Annotated in this window: 14 protein-coding genes; 7 read left to right on the plus strand and 7 right to left on the minus strand. The window is 44.1% G+C overall.

Annotated elements, in window-relative coordinates; genetic code table 11:
- Positions 1 to 139: 139 nt before the first annotated feature.
- The 3 genes from JGK20_RS06520 to smpB form a co-directional block, all read right to left on the minus strand.
- Positions 140 to 370 carry an Osc7112_2153 family protein gene (locus JGK20_RS06520; RefSeq protein ID WP_293185323.1) on the minus strand — a complete coding sequence of 77 codons (231 nt, stop codon included), beginning with the start codon at positions 368 to 370 and terminating at the stop codon, positions 140 to 142.
- The gene (locus JGK20_RS06525; protein WP_293185324.1) at positions 367 to 1,092 is read right to left on the minus strand and encodes a tetratricopeptide repeat protein; all 726 of its coding nucleotides are present in this window, start codon (positions 1,090 to 1,092) and stop codon (positions 367 to 369) included. Before JGK20_RS06525 ends, JGK20_RS06520 begins: the two co-directional genes overlap by 4 nt.
- 711 nt (positions 1,093 to 1,803) lie before the next feature.
- Entirely contained in the window at positions 1,804 to 2,271 is a 468-nt protein-coding gene (gene smpB / locus JGK20_RS06530) for an SsrA-binding protein SmpB (protein ID WP_293185326.1), read from the minus strand.
- Between the two features lie 138 nt (positions 2,272 to 2,409).
- On the opposite strand from smpB, the gene xrtO reads away from it, so the two are divergent.
- Positions 2,410 to 3,960, plus strand: coding sequence for an exosortase O (xrtO, locus tag JGK20_RS06535; RefSeq protein WP_293185328.1), 1,551 nt, complete (start codon positions 2,410 to 2,412; stop codon positions 3,958 to 3,960).
- Positions 3,938 to 6,802, plus strand: coding sequence for a TIGR02921 family PEP-CTERM protein (locus JGK20_RS06540; RefSeq protein WP_293229839.1), 2,865 nt, complete (start codon positions 3,938 to 3,940; stop codon positions 6,800 to 6,802). Before xrtO ends, JGK20_RS06540 begins: the two co-directional genes overlap by 23 nt.
- 248 nt (positions 6,803 to 7,050) lie before the next feature.
- Here the strand turns inward: JGK20_RS06540 and JGK20_RS06545 are convergent, their stop codons facing one another.
- Positions 7,051 to 7,521 (minus strand): cupin domain-containing protein, encoded by a 471-nt coding sequence (locus JGK20_RS06545; RefSeq protein ID WP_293185330.1) that lies wholly within the window; start codon positions 7,519 to 7,521, stop codon positions 7,051 to 7,053.
- Positions 7,522 to 8,146: 625 nt separating this feature from the next.
- Positions 8,147 to 8,455 (minus strand): Rieske (2Fe-2S) protein, encoded by a 309-nt coding sequence (locus tag JGK20_RS06550; RefSeq protein ID WP_293185331.1) that lies wholly within the window; start codon positions 8,453 to 8,455, stop codon positions 8,147 to 8,149.
- 116 nt (positions 8,456 to 8,571) lie between these two features.
- Here JGK20_RS06550 and JGK20_RS06555 point away from each other — a divergent pair, with 116 nt between their 5' ends.
- The 5 genes from JGK20_RS06555 to JGK20_RS06575 all read left to right on the plus strand — a co-directional run bounded on the left by JGK20_RS06555 (position 8,572) and on the right by JGK20_RS06575 (position 12,134).
- A complete protein-coding gene (locus JGK20_RS06555) occupies positions 8,572 to 9,105 on the plus strand; it encodes a COP23 domain-containing protein (protein WP_293203347.1) in 534 nt (177 codons plus the stop codon).
- A 364-nt stretch (positions 9,106 to 9,469) separates the two neighbouring features.
- Positions 9,470 to 11,209, plus strand: coding sequence for a serine protease (locus JGK20_RS06560; RefSeq protein WP_293229842.1), 1,740 nt, complete (start codon positions 9,470 to 9,472; stop codon positions 11,207 to 11,209).
- 5 nt (positions 11,210 to 11,214) lie between these two features.
- Positions 11,215 to 11,340, plus strand: coding sequence for a hypothetical protein (locus tag JGK20_RS06565; RefSeq protein ID WP_293185334.1), 126 nt, complete (start codon positions 11,215 to 11,217; stop codon positions 11,338 to 11,340).
- Between the two features lie 249 nt (positions 11,341 to 11,589).
- Positions 11,590 to 11,934: a hypothetical protein gene (locus JGK20_RS06570; RefSeq protein ID WP_293185335.1), complete on the plus strand. Its 345-nt coding sequence runs from the start codon at positions 11,590 to 11,592 to the stop codon at positions 11,932 to 11,934.
- Positions 11,931 to 12,134 carry a hypothetical protein gene (locus JGK20_RS06575; RefSeq protein ID WP_293185337.1) on the plus strand — a complete coding sequence of 68 codons (204 nt, stop codon included), beginning with the start codon at positions 11,931 to 11,933 and terminating at the stop codon, positions 12,132 to 12,134. Before JGK20_RS06570 ends, JGK20_RS06575 begins: the two co-directional genes overlap by 4 nt.
- A 319-nt stretch (positions 12,135 to 12,453) precedes the next feature.
- Here JGK20_RS06575 and JGK20_RS06580 read toward each other — a convergent pair whose 3' ends face one another.
- Together JGK20_RS06580 and JGK20_RS06585 are read right to left on the minus strand one after the other, a co-directional pair.
- Complete coding sequence (locus JGK20_RS06580) at positions 12,454 to 13,914, minus strand: serine/threonine-protein kinase (protein WP_293185339.1); 1,461 nt, start codon at positions 13,912 to 13,914, stop codon at positions 12,454 to 12,456.
- Between the two features lie 115 nt (positions 13,915 to 14,029).
- Positions 14,030 to 14,698 (minus strand): HAS-barrel domain-containing protein, encoded by a 669-nt coding sequence (locus tag JGK20_RS06585; protein WP_293185341.1) that lies wholly within the window; start codon positions 14,696 to 14,698, stop codon positions 14,030 to 14,032.
- Between the last annotated feature and the right edge of the window lie 85 nt (positions 14,699 to 14,783).

Here is a 14,783-nt window from a genome sequence, read left to right on the forward strand (position 1 = left end):
AAATCTCAAATCTCAAATCTCAAATCTCAAATGGTATAAGGTGCACAGCGTGCACCTACATAACTACTACTACATACTACATACCTGTTAGTTGTAAAGTGCTAGTGGCGAACTCTACAAAAATTATCGAAAATAACTCTTATTCTTCGCTATCCGAAGGCATTGCAAATCTCGGACACGCATAATATCCATCTCTATCTTTGCACCGCCGCCACGTCGTAGACTGATTCAATTGGAACAGCGTTGCGACTGATTCATTCACTGTGGGTGTAACAGTTGCAGGAGTTGGCATTGCTCTTGAGGCTTGACTTAGCTCCATTACCGTTATAATTGCCAGCATGGCTGATGAAAGCAAAACTGTGCGTTTCATTTATTTGTTTTTTCCTCTTTTAATCGTTGACGTGCCATTCCTATCCATATATCCTCATCGAATTCTTGGGAATCCGCATACTTTAGACAAGTTTTCCACTGCGGTAGCGCTTCCTTCGTCTTTTTCATCCCTTCTAGGACTTGCGCTTTTAAGCAGTAAGTTGCTGGTCTTTCACTATCAAGCTTAATTGCTGCATCCAGATGCTGCAATGCCTCTGAATATCTACCCTGTTTCAGCCGAGCCCATCCCAAATTTTTGAGTAAGGAATATTTTACTCGATCGTCCTCAGCTAATTTTAAACCTTGCCACAGCAAGTGAACGGCAGCAGCATAGTTTTTCTTGTCTACTATATATAATCGAGCTAAATTGCTGTAAGCAGCAGGGAGACCCAGTTTGGCAGCTTGCAGGTATTTTCCTCGGGCGCACTCTAAATCTTGCACCTCTTCGCACAGCCATCCCAAATTGTAAAGAGCTGTTCGGCTCTTGGGATCTACGGAGAGGGCTAATTCATAGGCTTTTTGAGTATCAGCCAATCTATTGGCTTTGTAGTTTTCAAAGCCCTTATTATTAAACAGTGAGGCGAGTTCCGGCAACCCAAATTGCCAGCCGCCAAAGCCTACTGCTAGCATCAGTAGGAATGCCGCCCACTTGGAGTGATGATGCTTTTTTGTTGGCTCTTTCATGACATTAAAAATGTTAGCTAACGGTGTCGTTTTTAGCATCTTTTAACTTGAGAGTTGTGATATTTTGTTGTCTAGATTTAATTGCCACCCTCATGGCATCATAATCTTAGGAAATGAAGGAAGGCTTGAACTCATTTCTCATTTATGGTTTGCAACTCCACAGCCGAATGCTTGCCTCATGCTGCGATTACCTAGATGTATTCGAGCATAGGTTAACCCTTCGCGGGACTCCACAAGCAATCCGGATATTTTCAGGAAGATTGAAGATTGAAGCGGGAAGAAGGACAGTTGACAGTTGACAGTTGACAGTTGACAGTTGGCAGTTGACAGAAGAGCCCGAAGAGGTTGACAGAAGCGGTTGAGAGGACTGATGACTGAATGACTGATGATATGGTGTTCGCTCGATTAAGGGCACGCGCGAACAGTTTGTAGTGCGTCCTGGTGTCCGCTCTGAAGCTGCGGACACCAGGACGCACTACGAACCATTTTTATTATGGTTATGGATCGGACATGATAGGCAGCATCTGAGTTTTGTATTTATAGTGCTGTCCCCGCTCGCGTACTATACAATACGCGAGCGGGGACGCTCGCACTCAAAAAAAAATGCTTTTTACAAAAATGAGATGCTCCCACATAATATAACTGATGACTGTTGACAGCTTGCCCCCCTGCCCGAAGAGCACAGTCGTTGGATTGATAGGTGACAGTTGACTGTTTACCGACTAATGACTAATGACTGATGACTGATGACTAAAATTGCTTCATCGCTCGTTCCATATCCCGCTTGTCTTCGCGTTTCTTCAAATCTTCGCGCTTGTCGTGCAGTTTTTTCCCTTTTCCCAAACCGATATCAAGTTTTACCCAGCCACCTTTCAAATACATTTTTAACGGCACTAAAGTCAAACCTTTTTCTTCCACTTTGCCGATTAATTTGCGAATTTCCTGCTTGTGCATCAGCAATTTGCGAGTGCGGCGAGGCTCGTGATTAAAATAGTTGCTAGCACTTCTCCACGGTGAAATATGAACGTTAATCAGCCATATTTCGCCATTTTTAACCAAAGCATATCCGTCCCGCAAATTCGCTTTTCCTTCCCGAATCGATTTGACTTCGGTTCCCTTTAACTCGATGCCCACTTGATATGTATCTATAATTTCATACAAATGGCGCGCTTGTCGGTTGTCGCTAAGAATTTTGTATCCTGTACTTTTTTCGCTCATTTTTACCTCCGATTAAATTATTATAAGGCTAACATTTATGTATAGAAAATAGAAGCTTGACAAAACTTAATTTACGGGTCTAGGCATTACCAATTTTGCTGAGCTAAGATTTCATCAATGTGAATTTCAAGCGGTATCATGCAGCGCACCAATATTCCAGATTCGGGAATTTCAGATTCTGTTAGTCCCCCTCAGGCGGTTAATTTGGTTTGGCTGGCTCCTTTTTTGCTGGCGCTTGCTTGGTTTTGGGCCAATATCTCGGCTGTTAAGTGGCTGTTATCGTCGTTTGTTGAGATACCGGCACTGTACAAGATAGCAATTGGTTTTCTGATTGTAGCATTAGTAGTGCGATCGCCCCAACCGAGCGATCGCCCGCGCGCATTTTCCCGCAACTTCATTTTGAGGCGCAATCCGCTGCTGTTGATGTTGGGTGCAGGTGTTTTGGCGATCGCCACAGGGTGCATAATTAATATCCCACAAGTTAGCGTACTGCTATTTATCCTCGGAACTTACGGGCTGTGCGGCTTCTTTGCGGAACCGAATTTTTGGCAAAAAAACTTGCCAATTGCCGGCTTGCTGGCTTGTATTTTACCCTTCAGCAATCAGTTTAATAGCGGCCTCGGCTTGCCCGCGCGAGTGATGACTGCTCACGTAGTAGAACAGTTGCTCTCATTCCTGCACGTGGGAGCTATTTCTTCCTACGATATCCTGATTTTGGAAAACGGCATCGCTCACGTTGATATACCTTGCAGCGGCATTAAAACCCTATTAGTCGGGACGCTATTTTTGCTAGTGGCTACCTGGTTAGAAAGCCGAAAATTAAGTTTTCAATGGCTGGCAGTATGCGCTGCTAACTTGTTAATGTTGCTGTCTGCTAACGCTTTGCGGGTTGTCGCGCTAGTGCTGGTTGCCCAAGTTTGGCAACAGCCAACCTATGCAGAAATCCTCCACGTACCGCTGGGAATTGTAGGTTTAGTCTGCGGTTGTTTTGTAAGTTGGTTGATGCTGCAACAAGTTCCCAAATTTCAGCCAACAAAACAAATTGATTTCAACTCGCAACGAGATTCGGAAATACTGAAAAATCAGCCTCTGGCAAAAGCCGGACTAATTGTGACGGTGACTGTTTTAGCAGGAATTTCTCAATTGTATCATGTCGAAAGTACAAAAGTAGCGATCGCCCCTTTACAACTACCCCAACAAATTATATCCGAAGCAATCCCGCTGAATCCCAGCGAACAAAGATTCTTCGGCAATTACCCAGATACAAAAGCCGAAAAAAAGAGATTTGTCTCAGGTAACTTGCACGGTTCCCTCCTCGCAGTAGCCAGCACATCTTGGCAGACTTATCACGCACCAGAGTTGTGCTTTGTAACCAGTGGCATCTCCGTTAATCGAATAGAACAAAAACAGCTAACTCCTACCGTAACCGCTCGCTGGCTGTATCTCAAAGACAACCAACTATCCGCTGCATACTGGCTGCAATCTCAAGCGCAAACCACAGATAACTTCTTGTCGCGCATCGGCAGCGACATCACCCATCGCAATCAGACTTGGGTGCTAGTTTCCATTCTTTTTGACAGTTTCGTAAATCCTGAAAATTCCGAGGTACAAGAGTTTACTGCTAACGTACATAATGCTGTCAAACAAAGCTTAAAAGGAGCAAAAAATGAAAGCAAAGCAGGTATTTGATGCAATTTTTAGAATTGTTTTTTGGGTGTGGAACCTGACATTTTTGTCAACTGTTTATCTAGGAATTTTGCCATACCTAGCAATTCCGTTAATCCAAGCAACAATAGACGGAATTATTCCCCTTGAATTTTCCTTAACCCTAACAGCACTGATAGCAGTACCGACAGTGTTTACCATAGTAGGAGCAAGGCGCTTTCACAAGCAACCATTGCAGCTAATGCGCTTGTTTTACGGAGTAGAAGCGCCGTTGTTTTTGCTCTGCTTAATCAGGCTGTTTATGCTTCGAGAACTGAATCCAGCCAGCTCGCTAATTATCGCTACAATCGTTTTGTGCATTGCAGCATTTTTAGTAGAAATGCTGTACGGATATTTTGGGAAACAAGAAAATATTGAAGATATTTCAATATCTCAAGATGCTCGCAACAGAAAGTCCAGTTCTATTGGATTCATGGGAAACAAGCGAAGTGCATGGATCCAGTTAGGATTTCACAGCTTAATGCTGCTAGTTGGAACTTGGGCGGCAACCTTGCTGATGTTTTACGCTCTACCTGTCGCATTTACGCTGGTAGTTGGATTTTTAAGTTTTGTTTGGGTAGCACCACTGATAGATTCTCTAAAGTACACTTCATTATCCATAATTTGGTGGCTACCATTATCCTTGATTCTGTTTGGTCTTACCTCCAGCTTGTTCGTAGTAATGCCTTCGCTTTACGGCTTTCTATACATCCAATCTGGACGCAAAGTATTTCGCAGTTTTGCTTCCCAATACGGAAAGAATCAAGCAATCATGGGCAGCTTGGGAGTCATGGCTGCTTGGCTGGCAATTTTCGCAGCTTTGCTACAGCAGCCGCAAATTCAAGCCATGAAAATTCTGGCAACTCCCGCAGCAAATGATACTGCGCGTCAAACTTTATTAGCCAAGTCTGATATGATTCGATCGGGCTTAGTTAATGCTTATTTATCTCCGTACCGCTATCTCAGCACTGTGGGAGAAAACAACCACATTTATGAGATGTACAAAAATACGTTCAGTTTGCCTAACACAGCGGCTCGCAACGTGCAGAACAGCTACAATTTTTTAATGTCGCCGTTTTTGTATCAAGGCTCTGATTCCGATGTTAAAAAAGCCGAAAAACTCTACGCTGGATTCTTCGATACCGAAATTCAAAAAGGTGACACGGAAGCAGTAAAGCACGCAGTGCAGTCAACATCTAACCGCCAAGAAGCTAAGGCAGGTTTGCTGAATGTTAATGAGGAAAAAGTATGGTTGCAGTCCCAAGAAGTTACAATCACAGAAAAGGGCGATTGGGCTGACATTCAACTCTACGAAGTTTACAAAAATCAAACGCCGAACTTGCAAGAAGTATTCTATTACTTTTCACTGCCGGAAAGCGCCGCAGTTACAGGAGTTTGGCTGGGCGATACTGGGGATTTGAAAAGGCGTTTTGCATTTAGTGTGTCGCCCAGAGGTGCTGCACAGCAAGTTTACAACCAGCAGGTGAGAGAAAATGTAGACCCGGCTTTGCTCGAACAAGTTGGCCCGAAACAATACCGCTTGCGAGCTTTTCCAATTCCGGCTAAACGAGAGTTTTCGCGCACGCAAACTGATGGGCCAACGGAAATGCACTTGTGGCTGACTTACAAAGTGATGCGACAACCACAGGGTTGGGCGATGCCTGTTTTAGCAGAAAAACGTAACATTTATTGGGATGGAAATACTCGCCGCACAATTGCCGGAAAACAGGTAAATTACAAGGGAAAAGAGGCAAAAGAAACTTGGCTGCCGACTTTTGTGCTAGCAGTTTCCCGGCAGCAAGCAATACCGCGTCTGGCAAATTTGCCGGGAGAACATACGATTTCGGCTAAGCCGTTAGTTGATGCAAATTATTCGCTGCCGCAGGGCAAAAAGTTGGCAGTGATTCTGGATACTTCTCGCAGTATGGCGGGGGAAACAAAGGAAGTTAAGGAGAATTTTGAATGGTTGAAAGCGAATAGTTTAAAAGCAAATACGGTTGATTTGTATGTGGGGAGTGCTGCGGGGATGCCGCCGAAGTTGGTGGAAGATTTGGGGAGTTTTGATGTTGGAAAGTTGACGTTTTATGGTACGCTCCAACTTAAGGATATTCTGCAACAGTTTGCACAGTTACGCGCCGATCGCACTTATGATACTGTATTCTTGGTGAGCGATCGCCACAGCTATGAGTTATCCGACGATCGCAAAACCAGCGTTTCCATGCCCTCACCCCTATGGACTGTGCATTTGGGAGGCTTACCACCGGCTTACGATGATGGAACTTTAAAGCTGATTCAAGATAGCGGTGGCGGAGTTTCTACCGATATCAAAGAGGCGATGCAGCGAGTGGCGACGACAGCATCATCAGGGAAATCTGCAATTAGTGTTGTTGATGGCTATGTTTGGAGTTATGCCAAAACTCCCAAGTCGGCGGCGGTTGCGAAAATAACTGATGATGAAAATGAAGGTTTTAAACCGATAGCTGCGCGGCAGTTGATAACCGCCCTTAGCAAAGAGAAAACTTCCAATCAGTTGACTCAGTTGGATGCAATGCACTCGCTAGCTAAAACTTTTAAAGTCGTCACGCCTTATTCTTCGATGATTGTGCTAGTTAATGACGCGCAAAGGGCGCAGCTAAAGGCGGCGGAAGCTAAGAGCGATCGATTTGAAAGAAAGATAGAATCGGGTAAGGAGGAGTTGACGAAACCGAACAATCCTTTGAATGTTTCTGGGGTTCCGGAACCGGAAGAATGGCTGCTTTTGATCGTTGGGGCGATCGGGCTTTTGGGGGTTTTCCTCCGTCAGCGGCGCGCCAAAGTGATAGGTTGAAAAGTGCGGTGGTTTAAAGTTAATTAACTCCTTCCCAAGCGATGTGCTTGGGAAAGAGTCATATCATGTCCGCTCTATTACCATAACAAAAACAGTTTGTAGTGCGTCGGGAGTGTCCTCCGCATGAAAGCTGACTGAAGTCCGCACTACGAACCAATCTGATTGTGCTTAATTACTCGGACACCATATGAACCCCAGATGCCAGTTCAAAACTTTAATCCGCCACCACCAAGCACCAGTAAAGTCGATTAACGCTCGATCAAAATTGCTTTCGGTTTCTGAGAATCCAGGAGAGAAGTGGAAAGCAGAATTACCAGATCTCCTGTTTCATTTTGACCGTGATGCACCATACCCCCTGCCTCAACTAAAGAATCTCCCACCGTCAGACGAGTAGTTTGGCCCGCGTCTAGGGTTTCTTCTTTACCATTGGCGCGTTTAATTTTCGCGATTCCCTGGACAACAGTATAGGTGAGTGTCCCCAATTCAACTTTGAAAATTTGCATCCCTGGATGAACGTGAGGCAGCAGTTTTGCCATACCAGGAATGGTATAACGTACTAATTCTAAAATTCTACCTTCTGCCTCACTAGGATAACCACTCGCGAAGACTTCCCGTTTCACGGTTTGACTATAGGTATTGATAGGTGGTGGTGTTTGCTGACTTCTGACAATTGCAACTGTTCCCAAGCTAATCATCACCATCAAAAAAAAAACAGGCATAGTTTTTTCATGATTTTATTTGTTGGAATATCTGGTTTTCCGTCCCTAGTTGAGATTTTATCTTTGACGCTCCTTGCCGCGTGAAGGTACGAGGAGTATGAACACTATTGAGAATGTTTGTTGGGTTATAAAACAATACGGTTTACTTAACACTATTTATGCCCGGAGATCACCCTAAATCCCCCGCATCGTTGCGGGGACTTTAAGAGCTTCTTGTCCCCCCCGCATCTCCCGGGGGGTTAGGGGGGATCTGTCTTAAGTGAACCGTATTGGGTTATAAAATTACTGGTATCACGCTCGGAACCCTTCTATTAAATGCGTGGGACTTTGTAATTTACCAGGCAACTCAGATTCTTATGCTCTGCCTTGTTTGGCTCCCATGTCGGCAAAGCCTCCCGGCGCTAGCAGGTTTGTGTTGGAAACAGCACATAATAAGATTTTGACAAATTGTTGTTACGGTTATTAACGGTTATTAACTGTATAAAAAATATCTATCTTAAGGCATAGATTGCCAGACACGGTGCCGTGCCGTGTCCCTACAGGTAAAAACCTCTAATTTATTGTTATTATTTTTTTATTATTATGAGATTTTGTTTCAAATTGGTATGAATAAATGACTGATGAATCATGATTCATTGATGTCAACAAAAACGATTTCGCCCTCAATCTTTACGGGATAAGACTCTAGGGAATCACTCGGTGCATTCAAACATTTACCAGTATCTAACTTGAATTGAAATTTATGAAAGGGACAGGTAATAATGCCATTACTTACTTTCCCCATATCGATCGGATATTCTAAATGAGTGCAAGCATTGCGGTAACAAGTGACATTCGCACCTTGGCGATTCAAAATTAGTGAAATTCCTTCAACTTTTACCTTCAAAATATCCCGTTCGGGAATCTGATTTAGCGCTGTTACGTCTACCCACATATGATTTTTTGGTTTAAATAAATTATGACAGACTGATTTGCGGATTTAGCATCAGGATAAGTTCCAGGTTGCAAATGTAGCTCAGCTATGAGATAATATATCAAAAATTTATATTTATGAAATCCAAAATCTTGACCGGACTCCTGACAGGGCTAGTTGTTTCTTATAGCACGAGTGCGCTGTTTTGTCAACCCAGCCGTGCGGGCAATAATAGCTTTTTCTGCGGCACTCTCAATAGACAGCCTGTCACCTTGGTTCGCACCCCACGGGGCAGTGTACCCCTTGTCCGCTGGACTTCTAACAACTATTTTCCGCCGCCGTGGACTGCTCAAAAACGCTGCGAAGAGGTAGGTCGAAGATTTCAGCGAAACTACGATAACGGTACTCTCAAATATATTAACACTGGGACTCTGAACGGAGAACCGGTGGTGTGTGCTGCTGTTAACAAAGACGATAGTTGTACGAATAGGACTTTGCTATTCACTCTCAAGCGGGGGAGTGATGCTGACGCTACTTTGAAAAAATTGATGGATCGTCGCGGGTTGGCTTCTGGATATGTACTATCTGAAACTGGGCCTGGTTCTGTTGATATGGAGAGATATTTGGAAGAGACACCTGTTGAGGAAAATGTTTCTCCTATTTCTCCATAGTCGATTCGTTTCATTATGGGCGATCGATTCCCCTAGCGCGTGTTTTCAAACCCGGAGATCCCCCCTAGCCCCCCTTAACAAGGGGGGGACAAGAGAGCATTCAAAGTCCCCCTTCTTAAGGGGGATTTAGGGGGATCGAAGCTTGGATACAAACGAGAAAAACCCAAGAAAACTCAAAGTCCCCCTTCTTAAGGGGGATTTAGGGGGATCGAGCCTTCGATACAAACCATAGAAACCCAAGAAAACTCAAAGTCCCCCTTCTTAAGGGGGATTTAGGGGGATCAAACCTTCGATAAAAACGAGATTTCCGAAGGTACAAATTAAATTAAGCTGAAATCATCTCTTCCATTAACAGCTAAAATCAATGAACTTCTCTAACAAAATTCCCATCGCCTTAATCGGTACAATTGCAACTATTGTCATCGCCCAACCAACCGCAGTTTTCGCAATATCTGCCGATGAAGTTGGCAAAATCGCTAAATCAATCACAGTCCTGATTGACAGTAAAAATCCTGGTTCTGGAATCATTATCAAACGGAATGGCAACACTTACACGGTGCTCACAGCCCGTCACGTTTTCAAAGATGCTCAAGCTAAATATGAGATTGTCACCCCTGATGACAAGCGCTATTTGCTCAATTACAGCAGTGTGAAAAAACTGCCAAATATTGACTTAGCAGTTGTCGAGTTTACCAGCAGTCAAACTTACAGCGTAGCTAAGATTGGCAACTCGGATTTGGCGACAGAAGGGAAAGCGGCTTATGTGGCAGGATTTCCGAAGACTTCAGCGGCTCTTAATCGTTCGATTTACCAATTCACCGATGGGCGAATTACTGCTAATGCTTCTAGACCTTTAGAAGATGGTTATGCGTTGGTTTATAGTAACAATACGCTGCCGGGAATGAGCGGGGGGCCGGTGTTGAATGAGAGTGGAGAGGTGGTGGGAATTCACGGGAGGGCGGATACGAGGGCGGCAGAATCTAGCAGTATTAATCAGAATATTCAAATTGCTAAGACTGGTTTTAATCTGGGGATTCCGATTAATACGAGTCTGAGATTGTTGGCTTCCTCTCAAGTGGATGTGGGGGTGAAGGTTCCGAGTGCGCCTGTGGCGACTGGACCGAAAGCTGATGATTTCTATATTCAGGGTAGGGAAAAATTAAATAAAGGAGATTATCAGAGGGCTATACAAGATTTCAACCAAGCAATTCAGCTTAATCCTAGTTATGGCGATGCCTACAACGAGCGCGGCGTTGCTCGTTCAAGGTTAGGAGACAAGCAGGGCGGGATACAAGATTACAACCAGGCCCTGAAAATCAACCCCAATGATGCCTATGCCTACAACAACCGGGGTGTTGCCCGTTCAGACTTAGGAGACAAGCAGGGTGCGATACAAGATTACAACCAGGCTCTAAAAATTAACCCTAACAATGCTGAACTCTACAGCAACCGGGGTCTTGCCCGCAACGACTTAGGAGACAATCAGGGAGCGCTCGCTGATTTAAACCAAGCCCTGAAAATTAACCCCAACTATGCCACAGCCTACAACAACCGGGGTCTTGTCCGCCATGACTTAGGAGACAAGCAGGGAGCGATACAAGATTACAACCAAGCTTTGCGAATTAATCCTAACCATGCCAAAGCTTACAACAATCGGGGTTTTGCGCGCTATAAATTAGGAGACAAGAAGGGAGCGATACAAGACTACAACCAGGCCCTGAAAATTGACTCCAACGATTCCTATTTCTACTACAACAGGGGCCAAGCCCGCTCAGATTTAGGAGAAAAGCAGGGAGCGATACAAGATTACAACCAGGCTCTGAAAATTAACCCCAACTTAGCCCAAGCATACAACAACCGGGGTGCTCTCCGCTCAGAATTGGGAGAAAAGCAGGGAGCGATACAAGATTACAACCAGGCCCTGAAAATTAACCCCAACTATGCCACTCCCTACTACAACCGAGGTTTTACCCGCTATCAATTAGGAGACAAGCAGGGTGCAATAAAAGATTTCAAAAAAGCCGCAGACTTATTTCAGCAAAAAGGAGATAGAGATAATTACCAAAATGCACTAAATAGAATTAGAGAACTTCAAGGGAGGTAATCGACTTGGCAAACATCTCAAATTCCAATTCTTCTCTCACCTTCACCTTACCCGCCAGCGGCCGCTATACCGTAGTTGTTAATGCTAATAAAAAAGGCGAAAGAGGTCGGTACAATTTAACAGTTCGCTAGTAGGGAAACGGCATTGCCGTGTCCGGCGTGGGGAGAAAGAAACCGGGTTTTTACCGAATATATGGGCTGCAACGAAAGTATTTGCGTAAAAACCCGGTTTCTCAACCCCCATGCGTCAGTCCTAACCAAAGAAACCGGGTTTTTATTTAATCTGTCGGCGGTCACGAATGTTTTTCGTAAAAAACCCGGTTTCTGAACTCCAGCAAGTGCTATTATACTGATAATTTGTCATCCTCCAAATTCAAATTCATGGCAAAATTACCAGACCAAACTATCACCACTATTTTCAGATTGCAACAACGGTTAGTCGCACTTCTCGACACAGCAACAGCAGCAGAATATTCCCTCTTACAGCAATTTGGCGAAACCCAGGAAACAATGCCTGAGTTAGAAGCAATTGATAATGTCAAGGAACGCTTGAGAATTCCCTACAACCGTTTGCACAGAATCTTGCAACAGGTGGCAGAATCTCAACCAGCAGCAACAACCGATGTGCTAGACTTTCTGTATAGGACGATAGACCAAGGAGAGGCGATCGCCGATGCCTCAGAAGCCAGTATTCAAGAAATTAAAAGGAGTTGGAATCTGCCATGACTCAACAACCAAGAATACCCGATTTAGAAACTAGACAGCAAAATGTTGCTAGAATGCGAGAATCTTGTCGCCTGCTTGATGCTTGGACGCTAAAGTTAGATGAAGTCCTCGCAATGTTAGAAGCTGATAATCGCCGTCAGCGACAGGAACGTTTAGATGGCAAATATCGCCGAGTGCAAGAAAAAGTAGCCGAATCCTAAATAATTGCCCAAAATTTTTGACTAAAATATTTGTTCCTCATTTGATGGCAAAATAAGGATTAATTATCATTATCTAATTTCAAGGGAGGAATTTGATCGGCAGTTAAAGTAATTACTTTGCCATCTTGCCAAATGCTAATTGATTCCCCTAACTTGCGGTGTTTTTCTATCGCTTTAGCAATTAAACCCGGAGATCCCCCCTAACCCCCCTTAAAAAGGGGGGGACAAGACGGTTCAAAGTCCCCCTTTTTAAGGGGGATTTAGGGGGATCTTATTTGATTGATACTGTCACCATAATCTGACAACTGCCTCAATAAATTTATTTCGTGCTTTGAACTTCGAGCGACTTAATCATTTTCTCAACAACAGGCAAAAACTGCTCGTACTTCCCCGCTTTTGCCTCGTAGGTTATCAAATAAGCCTTGTCATTTTTCATTGTCCAAACATTCAATTTTTTAAACTCTTCATTCCCTTCTTTTGTTGTATAAACAACTCTATACCCGTTTTTACCAGCTAGAGTAGATTCACCCTCTTGAGCTATCTTAGCATTTTTATCTAAATTCAAGATTTCTTGTTTAGATAACTTCGTATATTCATCAAGGGTTTTATTATTCGTCGTAGGTTCAACTGTCACAATCAGCCGTTCCTGAAAGTTATCAGCATCGTTTTCTTTAGGTGAAATAAATTGAACCACATCTTTGGTAACGGCGTTAGACTCTTCTTGTTTAGTCCAATTATCGGGATATTTGATTTTAATACCTTGGGCTGTATTGTCATAACTTGCCAAATTGTCCGCAGCCTCCAATCCCAGCATTTTTCTAATTTCTGGTGTAAACAATGCTGCTACACCAAATATAGCAGCCAAACCAACCCCAAGCAAACCAATTATATGATCTCGCGTCCAGTTACTCATTAATGTCAATAAGTTAGGAGATGATACTACAGTAGAAGATGGTGGAATTCTCCTCAAATTGTTGAAAGCTTGCAACACCTCTGCGGCTGACTGGTAGCGATCGCGAAAATGATATCGCACCATTTTGTTTAAAATATTAGCAAAGCCGTCGCTAACTTGAGTGCGATCGCGCCAAACAATTTCACCGTTAGCATCCTTTGGCAACTCGTGAGGAAGTATGCCCGTCAGCCATTCAATCCCAGTCATTCCCACAGCATAAATATCGCTGCCAAAGTTAGGATGTCCGTTATTTTGTTCCGCTGGCGTATAACCATTTGTGCCGATGCCAATAGTCGGCGGAATTTGCCCTGTAGTGTTAACTATTTGAGTGCTAATTCGTTTGACAGCCCCAAAGTCAATTAAGAATATTTTGCCGTCAGAATTGCGCCTCATTAAATTAGGAGGTTTAATATCCCGGTGGATGACTTTGTGCTGCTGAACAAACACCAATATTTCTACGATTTCCTGCAAAATAGCCATAACTTGCAACTCACTAAGCCGCTGGCCGGGAGTAATTTCTTTGCTTAAATCTCTCCCCTCAATCAACTCTTGAACTAAATAAAATTCCTGATTTTCCTCAAAATGATCCAAAAGTTCGGGAATCTGAGGATGAGTTCCTAGATTGTGGAGGGTGTCTGTTTCTGTTGTAAATAAACGTCTAGCTATCTCTAGAGTTTGCGGATCTGTAAACTGCGGCTTGAGTTGCTTGACGACACACCGAGGATTTCCCGATCGCCTTTTATCTTCAGCCAAGTAAGTTTGACCAAAGCCACCGCCTCCCAAGTGGTTGATGATGTGATAGCGTCCTGCGAGTGTTTGTCCTTGCATGAGAGTTATGTTGGGTAGCAGTAGTGTGCGGGCTGAACTATTGATAGTTTAGTTTAATTTGGGAAACCTGTCATGTTTAACGGCTAGCTTCAGACGATCTCAATTTTGTCAGGTATTAGGGATGAATCTGACTCAAAATCACCCGCAACCTGTCATAATCATCCTTCAACAAAACACTTAAATTCCTGCCCGCTTCCACCAACCAAGATCGATCGCGCATTCGCAACTGATAAATCTCCCGAATCGTCGCCGCCGTCAGCGCATCCACAGGCGCATTCGTCACTCCCAGCAGCGTCCTCAAAAAATCCAACTGCACCGTAAAATCAATCACCTCATCCGGTTCGCAGCGATAAACCGCCTGGTGAATTTGCGGCGGGCGCGGCGGCAAATACTGATAAATTGTACCCCTCGATGGGCCGTGGCCGTTCAACCTTTCCGGTGGCTTCTCAAACCCCACAAGCGCCACTCGAAACTCGGTTTTCAGCATCGCAAAAATCTGCGGTTGTTCTTCCCGCAACTCTTCCAGCGATAAACCCAAAGCCCTAGCTCTGTGCACCGAGTCGATCGGGCTAGTGGTAGCATGGTAAACTACGCCGTAGATTTGATTTTTGGACTCTTCATCTTCCGCCTTCACCCAACTCCCAAAAGGTGGCATCACCGGAAAACTCAAGTCATCCGGTTCCAAGCATTGAGCCAAAAACTCTGTAGTTGCCGTCTCGATGACTTCAGCAATGCGATCGGGATGCCGCTCTTTTGTTCCAAATTGGGGTAAAGGTAAACGCATATTAGTCAGTTGACAGTTGACAGTTGACAGTTGGCAGTTGGCAGTTGGCAGTTGGCAGTTGGCGGTTAGCAGTTGGTTATTTATT

Origin of the sequence: Microcoleus sp. PH2017_05_CCC_O_A (assembly GCF_020738785.1) — a bacterium.
Taxonomy (GTDB): domain Bacteria; phylum Cyanobacteriota; class Cyanobacteriia; order Cyanobacteriales; family Microcoleaceae; genus Microcoleus.